Annotated in this window: 14 protein-coding genes, 2 tRNA genes and 1 pseudogene; 11 read left to right on the top strand and 6 right to left on the bottom strand. The window is 63.4% G+C overall.

All coding sequences use genetic code 11. The annotated features are described in order from the left end of the window. The first annotated feature begins 48 nt into the window (after positions 1-48). Positions 49-837, top strand: coding sequence for an alpha/beta hydrolase (locus tag J4G43_RS00805; protein WP_208083782.1), 789 nt, complete (start codon positions 49-51; stop codon positions 835-837). Positions 838-1,030: 193 nt separating this feature from the next. After that, the gene (locus J4G43_RS00800; protein WP_208083781.1) at positions 1,031-1,498 is read left to right on the top strand and encodes a nuclear transport factor 2 family protein; all 468 of its coding nucleotides are present in this window, start codon (positions 1,031-1,033) and stop codon (positions 1,496-1,498) included. Between the two features lie 67 nt (positions 1,499-1,565). Here the strand turns inward: J4G43_RS00800 and J4G43_RS00795 are convergent, their stop codons facing one another. The 3 genes from J4G43_RS00795 to J4G43_RS00785 form a co-directional block, all read right to left on the bottom strand. Continuing rightward, the gene (locus J4G43_RS00795) at positions 1,566-2,363 is read right to left on the bottom strand and encodes an acyl-CoA thioesterase domain-containing protein (protein ID WP_208083780.1); all 798 of its coding nucleotides are present in this window, start codon (positions 2,361-2,363) and stop codon (positions 1,566-1,568) included. A 204-nt stretch (positions 2,364-2,567) separates the two neighbouring features. Next, positions 2,568-3,743, bottom strand: coding sequence for a tRNA epoxyqueuosine(34) reductase QueG (gene queG / locus J4G43_RS00790; protein WP_208083779.1), 1,176 nt, complete (start codon positions 3,741-3,743; stop codon positions 2,568-2,570). After that, complete coding sequence (locus J4G43_RS00785) at positions 3,692-4,384, bottom strand: glutathione S-transferase family protein (RefSeq protein WP_063980220.1); 693 nt, start codon at positions 4,382-4,384, stop codon at positions 3,692-3,694. The genes queG and J4G43_RS00785 overlap by 52 nt, the downstream gene beginning before the upstream one ends. 169 nt (positions 4,385-4,553) lie before the next feature. On the opposite strand from J4G43_RS00785, the gene J4G43_RS00780 reads away from it, so the two are divergent. The 3 genes from J4G43_RS00780 (at position 4,554) to J4G43_RS00770 (ending at position 7,531) form a co-directional block, all read left to right on the top strand. After that, complete coding sequence (locus J4G43_RS00780; protein ID WP_063980219.1) at positions 4,554-5,360, top strand: undecaprenyl-diphosphate phosphatase; 807 nt, start codon at positions 4,554-4,556, stop codon at positions 5,358-5,360. A 101-nt stretch (positions 5,361-5,461) separates the two neighbouring features. Beyond that, the gene (locus tag J4G43_RS00775; protein WP_208083778.1) at positions 5,462-6,787 is read left to right on the top strand and encodes an FAD-binding oxidoreductase; all 1,326 of its coding nucleotides are present in this window, start codon (positions 5,462-5,464) and stop codon (positions 6,785-6,787) included. 3 nt (positions 6,788-6,790) lie between these two features. Then, positions 6,791-7,531, top strand: a complete 741-nt coding sequence (locus J4G43_RS00770) for an SDR family oxidoreductase (protein ID WP_208083777.1) — start codon at positions 6,791-6,793, stop codon at positions 7,529-7,531. A gap of 184 nt (positions 7,532-7,715) precedes the next feature. Here the strand turns inward: J4G43_RS00770 and J4G43_RS00765 are convergent, their stop codons facing one another. Continuing rightward, positions 7,716-8,681: a complex I NDUFA9 subunit family protein gene (locus tag J4G43_RS00765; protein WP_208083776.1), complete on the bottom strand. Its 966-nt coding sequence runs from the start codon at positions 8,679-8,681 to the stop codon at positions 7,716-7,718. A 163-nt stretch (positions 8,682-8,844) separates the two neighbouring features. On the opposite strand from J4G43_RS00765, the gene J4G43_RS00760 reads away from it, so the two are divergent. Further along, positions 8,845-8,931: transfer RNA gene (locus J4G43_RS00760), tRNA-Leu, on the top strand. A 190-nt stretch (positions 8,932-9,121) separates the two neighbouring features. Here the strand turns inward: J4G43_RS00760 and J4G43_RS00755 are convergent. Further along, on the bottom strand, positions 9,122-10,306 hold the full coding sequence (locus J4G43_RS00755) for a PepSY-associated TM helix domain-containing protein (protein WP_208083775.1): 1,185 nt from the start codon (positions 10,304-10,306) through the stop codon (positions 9,122-9,124). 577 nt (positions 10,307-10,883) lie between these two features. On the opposite strand from J4G43_RS00755, the gene J4G43_RS00750 reads away from it, so the two are divergent. From J4G43_RS00750 to J4G43_RS00730, 5 genes are all read left to right on the top strand, one after another. Beyond that, positions 10,884-12,923, top strand: a complete 2,040-nt coding sequence (locus J4G43_RS00750; protein WP_208083774.1) for a TonB-dependent receptor — start codon at positions 10,884-10,886, stop codon at positions 12,921-12,923. A 76-nt stretch (positions 12,924-12,999) separates the two neighbouring features. Then, positions 13,000-13,087, top strand: a tRNA-Leu gene (locus J4G43_RS00745). Between the two features lie 719 nt (positions 13,088-13,806). Continuing rightward, positions 13,807-16,761: a formate dehydrogenase subunit alpha gene (locus tag J4G43_RS00740; RefSeq protein WP_208083773.1), complete on the top strand. Its 2,955-nt coding sequence runs from the start codon at positions 13,807-13,809 to the stop codon at positions 16,759-16,761. Between the two features lie 12 nt (positions 16,762-16,773). Next, positions 16,774-17,376 (top strand): formate dehydrogenase FDH3 subunit beta, encoded by a 603-nt coding sequence (gene fdh3B / locus J4G43_RS00735; RefSeq protein WP_014490880.1) that lies wholly within the window; start codon positions 16,774-16,776, stop codon positions 17,374-17,376. Between the two features lie 49 nt (positions 17,377-17,425). After that, positions 17,426-18,424: a formate dehydrogenase subunit gamma gene (locus J4G43_RS00730; RefSeq protein WP_208083772.1), complete on the top strand. Its 999-nt coding sequence runs from the start codon at positions 17,426-17,428 to the stop codon at positions 18,422-18,424. A 35-nt stretch (positions 18,425-18,459) separates the two neighbouring features. Here the strand turns inward: J4G43_RS00730 and J4G43_RS00725 are convergent. Continuing rightward, positions 18,460-19,713, bottom strand: a pseudogene (locus J4G43_RS00725) (4Fe-4S dicluster domain-containing protein); the annotation flags it as partial. Positions 19,714-19,727 lie beyond the last annotated feature (14 nt).

The following is a 19,727-nucleotide window of genomic DNA, read 5'->3' as shown; positions in this document are numbered from 1 at the left end:
CGGAACGCATCCAGACAGTTCAAACCGAACAACCAGAGTAAACGTTCCATGAGCAATGCAATTCCTGAAGCCGTGCTCGGCTTCATCGATGTGGGCGAGGGCCCGTCCGCACGCAGGATCGCGGTGCGCAGCCGCGCCGGTCGAGGACCCGGACTGGTCTGGCTCGGCGGGTTCAAGTCGGACATGCAGGGCAGCAAGGCCGTGGCGCTGGATGCCTGGGCCGCGGACCACGGCCGCGCCGCGGTCCGGTTCGACTACTCCGGCCATGGCGAATCCGGCGGCGATTTCGCCGATGGAACCATCGGAAGCTGGCTCGAGGACAGCGGGGCGGTGTTCGAGCGGTTCTGCGACGGCCCGCAGGTTCTGATCGGTTCCTCCATGGGCGGCTGGATGGCGCTGCTGCTCGCGCGCGAGATCAGGAAGCGGGCCAGTAAAGCGTCGCTTGCGGGCCTAGTGCTGATCGCGCCGGCACCCGACTTCACCGAGGAGCTGATGTGGAAGAATTTTTCGCCCGCGGTGAAGAAAGAAATCGAGACCAAGGGCTTCTGGCTGCGGCCGTCGGACTATGGCGATGGCTCGCCCTATCCGATCACGCGGAATCTGATCGAGGAAGGCCGCAATCATTTGCTGCTCGGCAGCGCCATCGATCTCGGCTGTCCCGTCCGCATCCTCCAGGGCGCGCAGGATCCGGATGTGCCCTGGCAGCACGCATTCGCGCTGACGCATCGCCTGCCGGCCGACGACGTCGTGCTGACCATGATCCAGGACGGCGATCACCGCCTCTCCCGCTCGCAGGACATCGCCCGCATTCTTGCCGCGGTGGCCGAGATCGGGTGAGAGTTTTCTTCCTTCCCCCCTTGTGGGGGAAGGTGGCGCGAAGCGCCGGATGAGGGGTTGTCTCTGCACGTCCGAATGAGAGTTGGACTCGCGGAGACAGACCCCTCACCCAAGTGAATGCGTGTCAACGAGCGGAGCTGCCCTCTCCCACAAGGGGAGAGGGCACAACAAGAAACACTGGGAGGCAAATACAATGACCGCCACCACGATGCTGCGCACCTTTTGCGACGCCGTCGAACAGCGTAACGGAAAAGCCTTCGCGGATCTCTTCACCGAGGACGGCGTCTATCACGACGTCTTCTACGGCGCCTTCGAAGGCCGCGAAAAGATCGCAGCGATGGTCGACGACTGGTTCTATCGCACGGCGACCGATTTCCGCTGGGACATGCATGATCCCGTCACCGACGGCACCACGCTCTATGCGCGATACACCTTCAGTTATCGCTCGACCCTGCCGGAAGCGAACGGCGCGCGGGCGATGTTCGAGGGCGTCGCGATCATGACGCTGCGCGACGGCAGGATCGTGAGCTATCACGAGGTCGCCAACACCGCGCCGGCGTTCGTCGATCTGAAGTTTGCGCCGGAACGGATTGCGAAGATCGTCGGCAAGCAGGGCGCCGAGCTGAAAGCGCGGCCGGAGATGAAGCGGCACCTGGCGTAGCCGCGCGGCCCCTCTCCTCTTGTCATTCCGGGCTCGCGCTGCGCGCGCCCCGGAATGACAGTAACGATTACCGCTTCGACGGATTCGCCATCGGCTTGCGCTGCGCCAGCGCGGCGACGGTGGCGGTGCCGATCGGGCCTTGCTCGTCGTAGAGCCAGCATTCGCCGATCGCGACACCGTCGGTCGCCTGGTGATTGACCACGTCGAAGCCGATCCAGTTCGTCACCGGCAGGCGATGCAGATAGATCGTCACGTCGCTGTTGATGTAGCCGAGCCCGTTGTCGCCGGCGTTCGCAAAGGGGCTTGCGAAATCGGCGCCGACAGCGACATGCACGAACGGCGTCATCGGCACGCCGGCCACGAGCTCGCGCACCTCGCTCATCCAGAGCCGGCGCGGACCGAGCGAGCCCATATGGCCGACGATCGGCCGCGTCGTCCATTTGCCGTTCATGCCGAGCCTGGGATCGGTGGGCTTGGGAATGTCATCCGGCTTCGGCACATCCCAGTTCGGCGGCGACCAGACGTTGCCGTCCGGATTCTGCGTTTTGCGCAGCAGCTGGCACGAGGCACGCGCCATGCTGACGCCGCCGGAGACAAATTCGGCCTCGACCACGCGAATGCGTAGTCCGTCGCGCACCAGCCGCGTCGTCACCTCGATCGGCTTGTCGATGGTCGGCAGCCGAAACATGTCGACCGTGAGCCGCGCGGGGACGAATTCGGGGCCGGAATGGCGCTCCTCGATGGCGAAGCCGAGCAGTCCGACGATGACGCGTCCGTGCAGCGATTTCGGATCCCAGGGACCGTTGGCCACTTCCGTCGGATGGTATGTATCGCCGTCGCGGGTGAAGAAAGGCATGTTTGTCATGACGCGCGACTTTGAGGAAACGCGTGAGGAAATCAAGGTCCCTCAATCCTCAGGGTGAGGATCAGAAGCAGAGCGCTGTCGCCACAACAACGCTGTCATCGCCCGACTTGATCGGGCGATCCAGTACTCCGAGGCGGTCGTGATTGAACCGATGGGCCGCGGCGTACTGGATGCCCCGGTCAAGCCGGGGCATGACACCGAGAATTAGGAAGCGGCCTGCCACTCCTCACGCACGCTGTCGTCGTGCTCTATGCTCGCCGCCGCGGACTTCATTGCATCGAACTCTTCCCGCGACACCAGCTGTTCCAGCGCCCACACCGCAGCGCCACGTACCAACGCGCTCTCATCGCCCAGCAATCGCCGCGCTTCTTCCGCCAGCGCTGCCTCACCGGAGTTACCAATCGCGACCAGCACGTTCCGCAAAAAGCGGTCGCGGCCGATGCGCTTGACCGGCGACTTCGTGAACAGCGCGCGAAACGATGCATCGTCGAGGCGTGCGAGTTCGGCAAGCGACGGCGCGCGCAATTCGTCGCGCGCGGCGAGCTTTGCCTCGCGTCCCTCCTGCGCGAACTTGTTCCAGGGACAGGCCGCAAGGCAATCGTCGCAGCCATAGATGCGGTTGCCGATGGCTTTGCGAAGCTCGCGCGGGATCGGTCCCTTGTTCTCGATGGTGAGATACGAGATGCAGCGCCGTGCATCGAGCTTGTAGGGCGCCGGAAACGCCGACGTCGGGCAGATGTCGAGGCACGCCTGGCACGAGCCGCAATGATCGATCTCGGCGTCGTCGCGCGGCAGCTCGAGCGTCGTGTAGATTGCGCCGAGGAATAGCCAGGAGCCGAACTCGCGCGAGACGAGATTGGTGTGCTTGCCCTGCCAGCCGAGATGCGCGGCTTGCGCCAACGGCTTCTCCATCACCGCCGCGGTGTCGACGAACACCTTTACGTCCGATGGCGCGGTCGCCACCAGCCAGCGCGCCAATGCCTTCAGACGCTTCTTGATGAGATCGTGATAGTCGTCGCCCTGCGCATAGACCGAGATCGCCGCGCGCGTGCGCTGCTGCAGGATCGCGAGCGGATCCTGGTCGGGCCCGTAATTGACGCCGAGCATGATGACGCTGCGTACGTCCTGCCACAGCCCGCGCGGATCGACGCGGCGCTCGGGGTGTGCTGCAAGCCAGTCCATGTCGCCATGGCCGCCCGAGGCGATGAATTCGAGAAAATGCTTTCCGGCGTTTTCGATCGTGCCGGATGCGGTGATGCCGATGCAGTCGAAGCCGAGCGCGCGTGCCTCGTTTGCAAGCGCTGCCTTCAATTCGGTTGGATCGGAATTCAGAAGTCCAGGTCCACGTAGGTCCGCGATGCCGGCACGCCCGCCAGCCATTCGCTCAGCAGCGGACGGAACGACGGGCGGGATTTCACCCGCGCGTACCACGCCTTTGCTGCGTCGTCCTCGCTCCATGGCACGTCGCCCAGATAGTCGATCGCCGAGAGGTGCGCCGCGGCGGCGAGATCCGCGTAGGTGAGCCGGTCGCCGGCGAGGAAGTTCCGCGTCTGCGCCAGCCAGCCGATATAGGCCAGATGATAGCGCACGTTGGCCTTGGCGGCTCGCATCACGTCGGCCGAGGGCGCGCCGCCGCCGTTCTCCTCGCTCATGAAGCGCTTGTAGATGCGCTCGGTGACCAGAGGATGCGAGACCTCCTCGAAGAACTTTTCGTTGAACCAGGCCATCAGCCGGCGCACCTCGACGCGCTCGGCGACCGTTTCCGGCATCAGGCGCTTCGGTCCCATGTCGGCGCCATAGGCCTCGTCGACATATTCGGCGATGATCGCCGCGCCCGGTATGGGCGATTGTTCCTTGTCCACCAGGACGGGCGTGGTGCCGGCCGCATTGAGCAGCAGAAATGCCTCGCGCCGCTCCCAGCTGCGTTCTTCGACCAGCCGCAATTCGAGCCCGTATTCTCCCGCGATCAGGCGGATGAAACGCGAATGCGGGCAGAACGGATGATGAAACAGCGTAAACATGAAGCCTTTGACTATTTGATGGTGATTAAGATTCCATCAATGTTTGTGCGGCGCCACACTAGTCCTTCAAAACCGCGAGGCAAGGGCGTTACGTCGCATTTTGCGATTGCGAGAGCAGGACGAATAGGCGAGAAGAGCCCCGCTTTTCCAGCGGAAATGGACCGTAAATATGTCAGACGCAATACGGGCAGTGATCCTCGGCATCATCGAGGGTGTGACCGAGTTCCTTCCCGTGTCCTCGACCGGCCACCTTCTGCTCGCGGAGCGCTTCTTCCATCTCGGCGAAGGCGCGTTCTGGGATTCGTTTACCGTTCTGATCCAGCTCGGCGCGATCCTCGCGATCGTTGTGCTGTACTTCAAGAAATTGTGGGACGTCGCGATCGGCATGTTCACCGGCGACGCCTATGCGCGCCGCTTCGTGATCGGCGTGCTGGTGGCGTTCCTGCCCGCGGTCATCGTCGGTCTCGTCGCCGGCAAATACATCAAGAGCCTGCTGTTCAATCCCTGGGTCGTGTGCTTCTCGCTGATCGTCGGCGGCGCCATCCTGCTGTGGGTCGATCGGCTCGATCTCAAGGCGCGCGAGCATGACGCCACCCGCTTTCCGCTGCTGATGTATCTCTATATCGGCATCGCGCAGTGCATCGCGATGATCCCGGGCGTGTCGCGCTCCGGCGCCAGCATCGTCGCCGCGATGTTTCTGGGCGCCGACAAGCGCGCGGCGGCGGAGTTCTCGTTCTTCCTCGCCATCCCCACCATGATCGGCGCGTTCGCCTACGATTTCTACAAGAACCGCTCCGAGATGACGATGGACCACATGGGCATCGTCGCGATCGGCTTCGTGGTGTCGTTCATCACCGCGATCATCGTGGTGAAGACGTTCTTGAGCTACGTCACCCGCCACGGCTTCGCGGTGTTCGCCTGGTGGCGCGTCATCGTCGGCACGCTCGGCCTGATCGCGCTGGCGCTCGGCCGTTAACCTCTCGAAAACTCACTGACGCGCCTCAACGCAATATAAGCTTTTGATCGGTAGGCAGTTTCCAGAGCAGGGCGGCGCGCGCCCGGCACAGGAGCTGAGCCATGACCCTCGTCAGCGGCTGGGGGCGTTTCCCGGTCGTCGATAGCGAGCTGCTGCGGCCGCGGTCGTTCGAGGCCGTGGGCGAAGCCGTGGTGACGGGCTCCGTGGCCAGGGGCAATGGCCGCGCCTATGGCGATGCCGCGATCGGCGCCATCAGAACCGTCGCGATGACGGGGTTCGACCGGGTCCGGTCGTTCGATCCCGTGACCGGGCGCATCCGCCTCGAAGCCGGCGTGCTGCTGTCAGACCTAATCGACACCTTTGGTCCGCGCGGTTTCCTGCCCTTCGTGGTTCCCGGAACGCGCTTCGTCTCGGTCGGCGGTGCCATTGCCGCCGATGTCCACGGCAAGAACCATCATTGCGAGGGCGGTTTCGGCCGCTATGTCGACAGCATCCTGCTGCGCACCGGGCAGGGCGAGACCATCGAGGCCTCGCGCGAACAGAATTCCGATGCCTTCTTCGCGACCGTCGGCGGCATGGGCCTCACCGGGGTGATCCTCGAGGCGACGATGCGGCTACGACCGGTCGAAACGGGGTGGATCCGCGAGCGGGTGATCTCCGCATCCGATCTCGATGCCGCGATGCGCGCGCTCGATGCGGGCGATTCCGCGACCTATTCGGTGGCCTGGATCGATTGTGCCGCACGCGGCAGCGATCTCGGCCGCTCGCTGATCTATCTCGGCGAGCACGCAAGGACGGGCGAGATTGCCGACGGCGCCGGTGCATTTCCCGCCGGCAAAAATCCCGGCCTCGCGGTGCCCGTCGACCTGCCGTCGATGACGCTGAACCGCTACAGCATCCGCGCCTTCAACGAGCTCTACTACCGCATGGGCGCGCGGCGCGCCGGCGGCGGCCATGTGGTCTCGCTTTATCCCTATTTCTTCCCGCTCGACAGCATCGCCGACTGGAACCGCATCTACGGCCGGCGCGGCTTCCTCCAGCATCAATGCGTGATTCCGGAGCTGGGCGCCCGCGCCGTGCTCGGCGAGATCCTCGATCGCGTCGCCCGGCGCGGCGATGCCTCCTTCCTCGCGGTGCTCAAGAAACTTGGTCAGGGCGACGGCATCCTGTCGTTCCCGCTGCCCGGCTACACGCTGGCGCTGGATTTCCCGGTGAAGGGCGACATCCTGAATTTCCTCGACGAGATCGACCGCCTGGTCGTCGCCGCCGGCGGCCGGCTTTATCTGGCCAAGGATGCCCGCCAGTCGCGCGCCACGTTCGAAGCCGGCTATCCGGCCTTGCGGCGCTTCAACGCGATCCGCAAATCGCTCGATCCCGCCGGGACCATCCGCTCAAAACTTTCACAACGCCTGTTCGATGAGGTTTAAGCCGTGACGTCACGCAAATCCGCAATTGTGCTCGGTGGCTCCTCCGATATCGGCCGCGCCGCCGCGCGCGCCTTTGCCAAGGCCGGATACGATGTCGCCCTCGCGGGCCGTGACGTCGCCGCACTCGAGCCTGATGCGGCCGATCTGCGCGCGCGCTACAATGTCGAGGTTGGCCTCCGCACATTCGATGTGCTCGATACCGCTTCGTTCGAGGGCTTTGTGAGCGGCCTTGCTGCGTTGCCTGATGTCGTCATCTCGATCGTCGGCCTACTGGGCGTGCAGCAAAATGCCGAGAGCGATCTCGCGCACGCCACCACGATCATGCGCTCGAACTACGAAGGCCCGTCGTTGATCCTCGGCCTGTTCGCAGAGAAATTTTTGGCGCGCGGCAGTGGCACGATTGTCGGCGTGTCCTCGGTCGCCGGCGATCGCGGCCGTGCCTCCAATTATGTCTACGGATCGGCGAAAGCAGGCTTCTCCGCCTTCCTGTCGGGCCTGCGCGCCCGCGCCAGCCGCGGTGGCGTTCACGTCGTCACGGTGAAGCCCGGCTTCGTCCGCACAAAAATGACGGAGGGCATGAAGCTGATCGGCCCGCTCACCGTCGAGGCGCCGGTCGTCGGCGATGCGATCCTCAACGCCGTCGAGAAGAAGACCGACGTCATCTATGTCAGCGGCAAATGGCGTCTCGTGATGCTGATCATCAAGACGCTGCCGGAAGCGGTGTTCAAGAAGCTGAAGTTTTGAGGCTTGAAGGTTCGCACCGCGGCCACGTCGGCGGTGCACTCCCTCGCCCCGTTCTTACGGGGAGAGGGTTGGGGTGAGGGGCCTCTCTCCGCGCATACAACTGGCGAGGGACCTGTACCCCCTCACCCGGATCGCAAGAGCGATCCGACCTCTCCCCGCAGGCGGGGCGAGGTGAAGAAAAGCCTCAAACGCTCATTCGCTGGAACTGCCCGGCCGCGCGAAAACGCCAGAGATATTGCGGGGCGATGGCCTCCAGCGAATCCGCGGCAATGCCGAGGCCTTCCAGCGTCAGCCCCGCCGCCTTGGCCGCCTCCGACACGACATTGTCGTGCTCGAGCAGCGTGACCTGGTCCGGCGTAAGCTTCAGCGCGCCCGGCGCGAATTGCAGGAAGTTGGCCTGGAAGCGAGCAAGGCCGAACGACAGCGGGACCAGCGCCCGCTTGCGGTCGGTGATGGCCAAAATGGCCTCGATGATCTCGCGCATGGTCAGCACTTCCGGACCGCCGAGCTCGTAGGTCGCGCCCGCCTTGGCCTTGCCGTCGACCGCATCCGCGATCGCGGTGGCGACGTCGCCGACATAGACCGGCTGCATCCTGGTCTCGCTGCCGATCAGCGGCAGCACCGGCGACATCCGCGCCAGCGCGGCAAAACGGTTGGTGAACTGGTCCTCGGGGCCGAACATCACGGAGGGACGGAAGATGGTGGCCGAGGGCACCGCGGCCAGCACCGCCGCCTCGCCGGCCGCCTTGGCCTTGGCATAGCGCGAGGGCGATTCCGCATCGGCGCCGATCGCGGAGACATGCACCAGGCGCGCGCCGGCGGCGGCCGCTGCCTTGGCGACGGTCTCGGCGCCCCTGGCCTGGACGGCGTCAAAGCTCTGCGCGCCGCCCTCGGTGAGGATGCCGACCAGATTGATCACGACATGCGAATCACGCAGCGCCGCCTCGACCGACGCCGGATAGCGCAGATTCGCCTGCACGGTGTGGACCTGCCCGACCTTGCCGGACGGCTGGAGGTACCCGGCCAGTTCCGGCCGCCGCACCGCGACGCGGACCCGGTAGTCCCGCCGGCACAGCGCGCGGACGACATTCCGGCCCAAAAACCCCGATCCGCCGAAAACCGTGACGAGAGTTTCCAGATTCGATGCCATGGGATCCATTCCTGGGGTCCATTCCTGCGGAAAGAGTGCGTGTTATCAGGCTTGTATCGGGCCGGTTTGCGATGCGCAATCCGCATCCCCGCGCAGGTGCCAAGCAGCATTTGACAACCGCGTCACCGAACCGTAGTAACCGCCTCCGTGCCCCAAACGGCATGCCCAGGTGGTGGAATTGGTAGACGCGCTGGCTTCAGGTGCCAGTGGCTTAACGGCCGTGAAGGTTCGAGTCCTTTCCTGGGCACCATACAATTCTGGAAAATGAGCAATTCCAGTTAGTTGAGCCCCATCTGCGTGCTTGGACGGCTCCCTTGGCCACGGGTGGTTTTGTCTCGCCCGGCGAGCGCGCTCAACCCATCCGCTCCCTCCTGGCGACGATGGCGGCCGCGGGCTCCTGGCTTGCAAGAATACGCTCGCCGTGTCGGCACCCGCGCTTCCTATTTCGCAGGGCGTTTGCGCTGGATGCGACCGCCCGGTGTGCTGGCCCACAAATACAAACCGCTCACCAGCACCATGATCGTCACGATGTCGAAAAACGCCCAGACGAGCTTGGGCGCCAGGCCGGGAAACGTCGTCGGAAAATGCAACGGCTCGGCGATAAGCAGCGCCTTCGTGACACCCGTCGGCTCGAATACGTCAGACACGCCACCGGTACGGGCGTCGATGAGCACCGCGTAGAACAGCTCCTGTGTCATCATTTGTCCGTCCTTCATCAGAACGACGTAGTGGTTGGACGGACTGATCTCAGCGTTCGGGAACAACAACGACATCACTCGCGCTGCTGGCACCTTGCCGCGGGCAGCAGCAATCGCAGCTTCGATTGACCCAGGCCGATCGACCTCTTCCATTTGCCCTGCCGGTGTCATGGCGACCCGCCGCCGAATCTCGTCGGACATGGCTGTCCTTACCGAAGTGGAAACGGGGCCATGCAGGGTGTTGATTGCTCCGGTCGTGGCAACGAGGAGCAGCCATGCCATCGTAATGATGCCCGTCAGATTGTGCAGGTCGAGCCACAATAGTTTTCGGCTCTTGTTCGTGCGAACCGTGCCAAATCCAAATCGGCGGACGAATGGCGGATAGAGTATCAAGCCCGAGACGACAGAGGCGATGACGACGAGTGCCATGCCGGCAAGGAACAAGCCGCCGGGCAGCCCCAGATACAAATCCGCGTGCAGCGTATGCAGGAATTGCATCACGGGACTACGCCGTTGCGGCATCGTTGTGAGCTGACCGGTGCGAAGGTCGATCGCCTCGCGGTGGATCCGGGTGGGGCCGGCATCCGGGGTTGGCGCCGAGCGCGTCTCTACGATCGGCCACCGCTTTGCAAATTCGAGTGAGATCATCGTATCGCCGGGGTGTCGCGCCAGCGCTGCCGCGACGATGGAATCAAGCGTTGGCGCGCCCTTGCTTTCCGGGACTTCGGCCAACGTTCCCGATGAACCAAACGCCTCGTCGATCTCTTTTTGAAATATCAGCGGCAAGCCCGTCAGGGAGAGGACCAGCAGGAACAGCGTCGAGATGATGCTCGTCCAGCGGTGGATGCCGGCCCACGTCCGCAGCGATCGCATGTTGGGTCGCTTCCGCGCGGCGGTGTGCGATGCATTTACCAGTAGCGATGTCATGTCGGGTCTTGAGTCCCCAGCAATTGCGCGTCTGTGACAATTGACCGCGGTGGTTTCGCGCGGTCTGCCTCATGGCTCGTCGCGATCACATCCGGCGCGTTGCGGTCTTACGAAGTTTTTCGAATCGTGCGTTCGGGCGGCAGCAAAAAGCTTTCGCGCTTACCAACAATCGATGCGATGTGAAATCGAAACGTAGAGCGGCGCGCCAGGATCACCTGGAAGCTTAGACGCCTTCTAGTTGGCATGGATTTTCCCGAATGCTTAGTCGCTCTCGTCCCAAGCGATTCGTGTCTGGGACGGGGCATCAAGAAGAAAAGACTCCGGGAACTGCATGCTTAACGACGTGACCTTCTCGCGCGCATTTGGGCTTGCGTGCGTGTCAGTGTTTTTGACCACGACCTCATCCGTCGCACAGCAGTCGGGCCGCCAACAATCGGCGACGTCCGGACAGTCACTCCCTCCCGTGACCGTCGTCGCGCCTGAGCAGCGAGCCTCTCTCGCGCGGCGACAGCGGTCATCCAATACATCGCGCGCTGCGACGACGCGGCGGGCAGAGCGACGTGAGAACGCGCCAGTGATGAGCGCGCCGGCCACGCTTGGAGCAAGACAGGCAGCGTTGCCGGTGCCGTACGTTGGAGGGCAAGTCGCGCGGGGCGGACAGGTCGGCCTGCTCGGCAACAGGGATTATATGGAAACGCCATATAGCCTCACGAGCTACACTGAAAAGACCATCCGCGATCAGCAGGCGACCAGCGTCGCCGAGGTCCTGACCAATTCCGATCCGTCGGTACGGGCGGCGATCGGCAGCAGCAATCGCTATGACGCGCTGACCATTCGCGGCTTCCGGGTCGAGAACAGCGAGATCGCGCTGAATGGGCTGTACGGCCTCGTGCCGGCTTACCGGATCAACCCTGCGCCGATCGAGCGCATCGAGCTGCTCAAGGGACCCGGGGCGTTCCTCAATGGCATGGCTCCGTCCGGCAGCATCGGCGGCAGCGTCAATGTCGTGACCAAACGGGCAAACGAGGACCTGACGCGTCTGACTGCCGGCTACATCTCGAATGCGCGGTTTGGCACGGAAGTCGACGTGGCGCGCCGTTACGGCGAACAGCGCGAATGGGGCGTTCGTTTCAACGGCGGGATCGATGGCGGCAATACGACGATCGACCGTCAGTCGGTACGCGACGGAGTCGGTTCGCTTGGCGTTGACTATCGGGGCGAGCGCTTCAGGTGGTCCGCCGATGTCATCTATCAGGACGACTGGATGAAAGCGGCAGCTCGCGGCTACACGCCCGTCACTGGCATCGCGGTGCCGAACGCTCCGGACCCCCGCATCAACCTCGCCCAGCCGTTCGACTATGCCCGCGCGAAGAGCCTCACCGGGCTTACGCGCGCCGAATATGATGTGTCGAATAATGTCACCGTGTTCGGCGCAATCGGCGCCAACCAATTCACCTTCGACAAGCAGGAAGCCCCCGGCGCCACCATTCTAAACACAGCAGGCGATGCCCTCTCGACCTCTCGCTTCCAGACCGGCAAAAACGACGGCGTATCGGGCGAAGCCGGCGTGCGGGCGCGTTTCGACACAGGTCCGGTCGGTCATGAGGTCGTTGTCAGCGGCAGCGCCATGAACCGCACTGACTGGCTCGGTCAGACCAATTACGGAAACTATCTTACCAACATCTACACGCCGACCCTGCTGGCGAGTCCGGACACCCCGGTGTCTTCATTCCCTGAGGGGAAGTCGGATTTCCTCGGTCTGAGAAGTGTCGGCGTTGCCGATACGCTCTCGATGATGAACGGGATGCTTCAGGTGATCGTCGGAGCGCGACAGCAGCAGGTTATCGCGAACAGCTATGCCCCCGTGAGCGGCCTGGAAACGACCCACTACGATCAGAGCGCCACGTCGCCTTCCGTGGCGCTGGTGGTTCGGCCGATCAAGGAGCTGTCCTTCTACGCCAACTACATCGAAGGCCTCACGCCTGGACCAACGCCGCCGTCCGGCGCCGCCAACACCAATGCGGTGTTCGCGCCCTTCAAGACAAAGCAGTATGAAGTCGGAACCAAGCTCGATCTCGGAGGTTTCGGCGCGAGCCTCGCGGCATTCCAGATCAGCCTGCCGAGCGGCGCGACCGATCCGGTTACCAGGATCTTCAGTCTCGATGGTGAGCAAAGGAACCGGGGCATCGAGTTCAATACGTTCGGTGAAGTCGGGCCCGGGATCCGCGTCCTGGGAGGGGTGACTTACCTCGACGCGCGGCTGACAAAGACTGAAGGGCACCTCCATGATGGCAACCGTGCCATCGGCGCTCCGGAATGGCAGAGCAAGCTCGGTGTCGAGTGGGACACTCCGTTCCTGCCCGGGCTGACCACGACGGCGCGTACCATCTACACCAGCCAGGCCTATGTCAGCGCTGACAACATCCAAAGTGTTCCGGCCTGGATGACGTTCGACATTGGTGCACGTTACGCGACCCAGCTGGCGGGACGACCCACCACGTTCCGTGCTTCTCTCACCAACCTCTTCGACAAACGCTATTGGATCGGCAATCCGACCGGTTATGTGATCAGCGGCATGCCGCGTACGTTGTGGTTATCAATGACGGTTGACTTCTGACGCTGCCAGAGAGGCGCATCGTCCTGCGCCAAGCGCGTCACCTAACCATGGTAACCGCCTCCGTGCCCCAAACGGCGCGCAGGTGGGTGGAATTGGTAGACGCTCTGGCTTCAGGTGCCAGTGGCTTAACGGCCGTGAAGGTTCGAGTCCTTTGCTGCGCACCAGCTTTTTCTGGATATCCAGCATTTCCAGACAGATAAATCGCATCCTTGTGCTGCGTGACCCCGATTGTGCAACGAAGGGGTGCGACCCCGGGTCACTTTGAGCACTCATCGCGAGGGGAAAGCGCCCCTTCGCCTGTGACGACGTCGCGCCAAGAATTGACTTCGACCCGACGCGGATTTCGGCGATCGCTCACGATGTCGACGTATCATTCGTATCGATCGCGAGTTCGTCACTCGCGACGCGTGTGACGTCACCCGTCCGGCAATCACCTGCTCGATGTTTCGCCGTTTCCAATTCGCACGACAATCTGCAGAGCCGAACGGCTGATAACAATGATGTTGACGACGATTGACTGCTTGCTGCGGTAACACAAGCGCAAAGCTGCGTGCACGGCTGCTCCTGCAGATTATGCAACGCAGGTCTGTGATTGATGTCCGGCGCAAAACTCGGATAGCCTTCGGGAAGGCCTGACCCCGACAGGGAGTGTGCTTCGTTGAAGAATGATCAAGCGCCAAAGCTTCTTCGACGTGACGTGCTTCGGCTGACGATTGTCGGTGCCGGTGCCGGTGCGTTGGGTGCCGGCCAATTGTTGCCGGCGGCGGCTTCCGCAAAGCCCGTTGATCTCGATCAGAAGCGGAAGGCTCGCTATCGACCTGACTCCCAGGAAGTCAGGAATTTCTATCGCGTCAACAGCTATCCCACTCGATAGGAGACTTCCGTGCTGATCAGGAAGTCCGATCGTCGTCCGGAGCGTGCCAGGCTTTTCGATGCGGCGGCCGACGCAGCATCGGCGAAACTGGACCGACGGACGTTCCTGAAGCGCTCTGGAGTCACGGCCGGTGCATTGGCCGCGGTGGGTGAGCTCGCGCTGCACAGCGTGCGCAAGGCCGAAGCCGGTCCGCCGCCACCTGTCGGCGCAACGGTCACGACCCGCAAGAACGTCTGCACGCACTGCTCGGTCGGTTGCTCGGTGATTGCCAAGGTCGCCAACGGCGTATGGATCGGGCAGGAGCCCGACTACGACAGTCCGATCAATCGCGGCTCGCATTGCTGCAAGGGTGCGGCAGTTCGCGACGACGTGTTGAACGAACGACGCCTGCGTTACCCCGTGAAGCTCGTCAACGGACAGTGGACGCGCATCTCCTGGGAGACGGCGATCGACGAGATCGGCGACAAGCTGCTGGATATCCGCCAGAAGGCGGGGCCCGACTCGGTCTATTGGCTTGGCTCCGCCAAGTTCACCAACGAGGCCGCTTATCTCAATCGCAAGCTTGCGGCGTTCTGGGGCACCAATAACTCCGATCATCAGGCGCGGATCTGCCACTCCACGACGGTCACCGGTGTAGCCAATACCTGGGGCTACGGCGCGATGACCAACAGCTACAACGACATCCGCAACGCCAAGACCATCCTGTTGATGGGCGGCAATCCCGCCGAGGCCCATCCGGTTTCCCTGCAGCACATTCTTGAAGGCAAGGAGCTCAACCGCGCCAACATGATCGTGGTCGATCCCCGGATGACGCGGACCGCTGCGCACGCGACCGAATACGTCCGGGTTCGCCCCGGCACGCATATCGCCACGATCTACGGCATGCTGTGGCACATTTTCGAGAATGGCTGGGAGGACAAGGAATTCCTCGCTCAGCGCGTCTATGGCCTGGATGAGGTTCGGAAGCAGGTTGCGAAGTGGCCGCCCAAGGAGGTCGAGCGCGTGACCGGCCTGCCGGAGGCGCAGGTCAAGCATGTCGCCGAACTGTTCGCCAAACAGAAGCCGTCCACGCTTATCTGGGCGATGGGGCAGACCCAGTTCACCACCGGCACCGCCAATGTCCGCGCCAGCTGCCTGTTGCTGCTCGCCACCGGCAACATGGGGCTGCCCGGCGCAGGCGCCAACATTTTCCGCGGCCACACCAACGTGCAGGGTGCAACCGATCTCGGTCTCGATGTCACGTCGCTGCCGCTGTACTACGGTCTTGCCGAGGAGGCCTGGCGGCATTGGTGCCGGGTATGGGAGGTCGACTACGACTGGATGAAGTCGCGCTTCCCCGACAAAAAGCTGATGGAAACGCCTGGCATTCCCAGCACGCGCTGGTTCGACGCAACCCTGCTCCCGAAGAATCAGATCAGCCAGCCCAATCCGGTGCAGGCCATGTTCATCATGGGCCATGGCGTCAACACCATCACGCGGATGCCGGAAGCGGTGAAGGGCATCGAGAAGCTGGAGTTGCTGGTGGTCTGCGATCCCTATCCGACCGCATGGTCGGTGCTGTCGGAGCGCAAGAACGGCACGTACCTCCTGCCGGCCTGCACGAGCTTCGAGATGGAAGGTTCGCGCACCAACTCCAACCGCTCCCTGCAATGGGGCGAAAAGATCGTCGATCCGGTCTTCGAATCGAAGAACGACTACGACACCATGTACCTGTTCGCCCGCAAGTTCGGATTTGCCGACCTGATGTTCAAGAACATCAAGGTCGAGAACGGCGCGGTCTCGGCGGAGGACATCCTGCGCGAGATCAACCGCGGCGGCTGGTCGACGGGCTATTGCGGCCAGTCGCCGGAGCGGCTCAAGGCCCACATGAGAAACCAGCACAAGTTCGACCTGGTGACGCTGCGGGCGCCGAAGGATGATCCGGAGGTTGGTGGAGATTATTACGGCCTGCCATGGCCGTGCTGGGGCACGCCCGAGTACAGGCATCCGGGCACGCCGATCCTCTACAATACCAACCTTCCGGTGAAGGAGGGCGGCGGCACCTTCCGCGCGCGGTTCGGAGTCGAGCGCGTCGTGAAGCGCAAGGTGATGGAGAACGGGCAGGAGGTGGAGCGGGAAGATCACGATAATCTTCTTGCCGAAGGCTCGTACTCCGTTGGTTCGGAGATCAAGGACGGTTATCCCGAGTTCACCCTTGGCGTGCTGAAGAAACTCGGCTGGGACAAGGACCTCACGGCGCAAGAACGCGAGGTGATCGAGCGCATCAATCCGGCCGATCCCGACAAGGTGTCATGGTCGACCGATCTGTCCGGCGGCATCCAGCGCGTCGCGATCGAACACGGGTGTTCGCCTTACGGAAACGCCAAGGCACGCATGATTGCGTGGAATCTTCCCGATCCGGTTCCGGTGCATCGCGAGCCGATCTACACGCCGCGTCCCGACCTCGTCGCCGACTATCCGACCTTGCCGGACGCGAAGCAATTCCGCGTGCCCAATATCGGCTTCTCCGTGCAGAAGGCCGCCGTCGATCGCGCAATCTCGAAGCAGTTCCCGCTGATCCTGAGCTCGGGCCGTCTGGTTGAATACGAAGGCGGTGGCGAGGAAACGCGGTCCAACAGATGGCTCGCCGAACTGAAGCAGCACATGTACGTCGAGATCAACCCGGCGGACGCAGCCGAGCGCGGCATCGTCGATGGCGGCTGGGTTTGGGTGACCGGTGCAGAGAACAGCTCGCGGGCCCGGATGAAGGCACAGGTGACTGAACGCGTCGGCAAGGGCGTTGCCTGGATGCCGTTCCATTTCGCCGGCTGGTACGAGGGAGCCGACCTTCGGGCGAAATATCCAACGGGAGCCGATCCCATCGTGCTCGGCGAGAGCAACAACTCGCTGACGACCTATGGCTATGATCCTGCCACCGGCATGCAGGAGCCGAAAGCCACGCTGTGTCAGATCAGGGCCGCATGAGAGGTTAGACCAATGGCACGCATGAAATTCCTGTGCGATGCGGACCGTTGCATCGACTGCAATGCCTGTGTGACCGCCTGCAAGAACGAGAACGAAGTGCCTTGGGGCATCAATCGGCGGCGCGTCGTCACGATCAATGACGGCAAGCCCGGCGAGCGGTCGGTGTCGATGGCCTGCATGCACTGTACCGATGCGCCTTGCGCGTCGGTGTGTCCGGTCAAGTGCATCTATCCGACCGAAGACGGCATCGTCCTGCACGACAAGGATTTGTGCATCGGCTGCGGCTATTGCTTCTACGCCTGCCCGTTCGGAGCGCCGCAATATCCCCAGGTCGGGAACTTCGGCTCGCGCGGCAAGATGGACAAGTGCACCTATTGCGCGGGCGGCGGCGGACCGGAGGCGCCGGGCAGCGCCGAAGAATATGCGAAATACGGCTCGAACCGCTTCGGCGAAGGCAAGCTGCCGATGTGCGCCGAGATGTGCTCGACCAAGTCGCTACTCGCCGGCGATGGCGACATCATCGCCCAGATCTACGAGGAGCGCGTCGAGAAGCGCGGCTACGGCTCCGGAGCCTGGGGCTGGACAACCGCCTATCACGAGGACGTCAAGTCATAAGGGACCTGCGCTTACCGCGACGATTAGGGACGAAGATTGGGTATCCGTCATGACGGCTTTCGCACGCATTCGCTTCGTAGCGCTGTTGTTGATGCTGTTCGGTCTCACGACAGCCCCGGTGCTCGCCCAGAAGCTCGGTCCCGACGGGGCGCCCAATCCGACCGCCAGTGTGGCCAATCAGAAGACGCTTCTCGAGCAAGTGCCGCGCATCCAGGGCCGGATCGACATTCCAGATGTCAAAGCCAGCGTGTTGATGCAGCCGGCGGGACGGACCTGGGATTATTTCCACGAGGTCCTGCTGCACTGGGGTGGGGCGGTGGTGATCGTCGGCATGCTTGCCGTGCTCGCGCTGGCCTATCTGATCATGGGCCGGCTTCGCATCGAGGCGGGGCGCTCCGGGCAGACGATCGTCCGCTTCAAGGCTTTCGAGCGGTTCGCGCATTGGCTGACAGCGGTCTCTTTCGTGCTGCTCGGATTGACCGGCCTGAATGTCACCTTCGGCAAGATCCTGCTGCGGCCGCTCGTCGGCCCGGAACTATTCTCGGACATCTCCCAGGTCGCGAAGTACGTGCACAATTTCACGAGCTTCGCCTTCGTGGCGGGCCTCGTTTTGATCACGGTGCTTTTCTTCCGGGACAATCTGTTCAAGCGAGTCGATATTGACTGGGTCAAGCAGGGTGGCGGCTTCATCAAGTCGAAGCATGCGCCTGCAGGCCGCTTCAATCTCGGTGAGAAAATGGTCTATTGGCTGTCGGTCGCAGCCGGCCTCCTGGTCTCCGCATCGGGATTCGTGCTGCTGTTTCCCTTCTACGGCACTAACATTGCCGACATGCAGATCGCCCAGGTCGCCCACGCCGTCATCGCGATCCTTTTCATCGCGCTGATCCTGGGACACATCTATATCGGCACGCTCGGCATGGAAGGCGCGTTCGAAGCCATGGGTACGGGCGAGGTCGATATCAATTGGGCGAGAGAGCATCACGACCGCTGGCTCGCCGAAAAGCTCGAAGCGGAAGGCCGGCAAGCCTCGGCCACGCCGGCTGAATAGCGCGATGGCGCTCGGACCAACCTGAACCGGGCAATTCAGTTGGAGCGGCCGTCCGGGTCTCGCTTCCCGTCCCGGTCACGCAGGTAATCGTCGGTGGTGCGGACGGTCGGGCCAGTTGCGCCATAAGATTCAAAACCTTGTTCGGCGACGAAGCCGACGCGGCAGTCGCCGCACATCTTGATGGCGTCGAGCCGCTGCGCCGAGCCCGAATACATCCAGTGCTGGCCTTCGAGCTTCGCGACCACACGCTCGATGCTGCTCTTGACGCCGAATGGCTTGCCGCAGCGGATGCAGCAAAACGGCTCCTCTTCCTTGAGAAGGCGGGCTGGCGCCCGACTGGCACGGAAATCAATCTGCGGGACCAGTGTGATGACGTTTTCCGGGCACGTCGTCCGGCACAGGCCGCACTGAACGCAGGAGTCTTCGACAAAACGCAATGCCGGGCGCTCGGGGTCGTCGCGCAGGGCACTCGTCGGACAGACCGACACGCAGGACAGGCAAAGTGTGCAGCCGGCAGCATCGATCTCGACGGTCCCGAACGGCGCGCCTTCGGGCAACGGAATGACATCGACGGGTGCAGGCGCCGCGCGGTGCAGTTCGGCCAGCGCAAAGCGCAGCACGTCGCGCTTGCCGCCTACGGCGCGGAAGCTCGCAGGGCGCGGGGCGGGCGCGTCGGCCGGCGCGGTGCGGAGCGCTTCGATCAGCTGGTCCGGATCGTCGGTCGCGATGACGGAAAGCCGGGCCGGGCCGAAGCCGAGTCCGGCAAGGATCGGATCGGCGAGCGCGACCGTCCGCGTCAATCCGGAGACGTCGTGGCGCGGCTTGGCCCGCAGCAGGAAACGCACCGCCGACACGCCATAGGCGAAAGCCGCGATGATGCTCTCCAACCCGACTTGCGTGACCTCGTTGACCGCGAACGGCAGCACGTTCGCGGGCAAGCCGTCGCCGAACCGCGACAGCGCGTCGATCAGCGGCGCGCCGTGGCTTTCGTCATGGACGAGGACAACGGCCCGCTCGCCGCCCGCCTGACGGTATGCGAGCAGCATGGCACGCAGCTTTCTGACCAGCGCGTCTTCCGCCGGCAGCGCATAGGACGCGGCGCCGGTGGGACAGGCCGTCGCGCATTGGCCGCAGCCCGCGCAGATGTTGGCGTCGATCGCCACATGGTTGCCGGCAGGTGTGATTGCGCCGGCCGGACAGGAATCGAGACAGCGGGTGCAGCCGGTCCGCTTCGAGCGCGAATGTGCGCAAAGCCCGGCGTCGAAGGTGATGTAGCGCGGCTTCTCGAAGAGCTGGCCCCGGT

The organism is Bradyrhizobium barranii subsp. barranii (genome assembly GCF_017565645.3).
GTDB classification, from domain to species: Bacteria; Pseudomonadota; Alphaproteobacteria; order Rhizobiales; family Xanthobacteraceae; genus Bradyrhizobium; species Bradyrhizobium barranii.
Note: the sequence above shows the minus strand (reverse complement) of the source record. Positions and strands in the feature narration are given on the sequence as shown.

What these genes read in the sequence shown, in the direction of transcription:
- J4G43_RS00805 (WP_208083782.1), top strand. Translation starts at nt 49, where the DNA reads ATGAGCAATGCAATTCCTGAAGCCGTGCTCGGCTTCATCGATGTGGGC.
- J4G43_RS00800 (WP_208083781.1), top strand. Translation starts at nt 1,031, where the DNA reads ATGACCGCCACCACGATGCTGCGCACCTTTTGCGACGCCGTCGAACAG.
- J4G43_RS00795 (WP_208083780.1), bottom strand. Translation starts at nt 2,363, where the DNA reads ATGACAAACATGCCTTTCTTCACCCGCGACGGCGATACATACCATCCG.
- queG (WP_208083779.1), bottom strand. Translation starts at nt 3,743, where the DNA reads ATGGCTGGCGGGCGTGCCGGCATCGCGGACCTACGTGGACCTGGACTT.
- J4G43_RS00785 (WP_063980220.1), bottom strand. Translation starts at nt 4,384, where the DNA reads ATGTTTACGCTGTTTCATCATCCGTTCTGCCCGCATTCGCGTTTCATC.
- J4G43_RS00780 (WP_063980219.1), top strand. Translation starts at nt 4,554, where the DNA reads ATGTCAGACGCAATACGGGCAGTGATCCTCGGCATCATCGAGGGTGTG.
- J4G43_RS00775 (WP_208083778.1), top strand. Translation starts at nt 5,462, where the DNA reads ATGACCCTCGTCAGCGGCTGGGGGCGTTTCCCGGTCGTCGATAGCGAG.
- J4G43_RS00765 (WP_208083776.1), bottom strand. Translation starts at nt 8,681, where the DNA reads ATGGCATCGAATCTGGAAACTCTCGTCACGGTTTTCGGCGGATCGGGG.
- J4G43_RS00755 (WP_208083775.1), bottom strand. Translation starts at nt 10,306, where the DNA reads ATGACATCGCTACTGGTAAATGCATCGCACACCGCCGCGCGGAAGCGA.
- J4G43_RS00750 (WP_208083774.1), top strand. Translation starts at nt 10,884, where the DNA reads ATGAGCGCGCCGGCCACGCTTGGAGCAAGACAGGCAGCGTTGCCGGTG.
- fdh3B (WP_014490880.1), top strand. Translation starts at nt 16,774, where the DNA reads ATGGCACGCATGAAATTCCTGTGCGATGCGGACCGTTGCATCGACTGC.
- J4G43_RS00730 (WP_208083772.1), top strand. Translation starts at nt 17,426, where the DNA reads ATGACGGCTTTCGCACGCATTCGCTTCGTAGCGCTGTTGTTGATGCTG.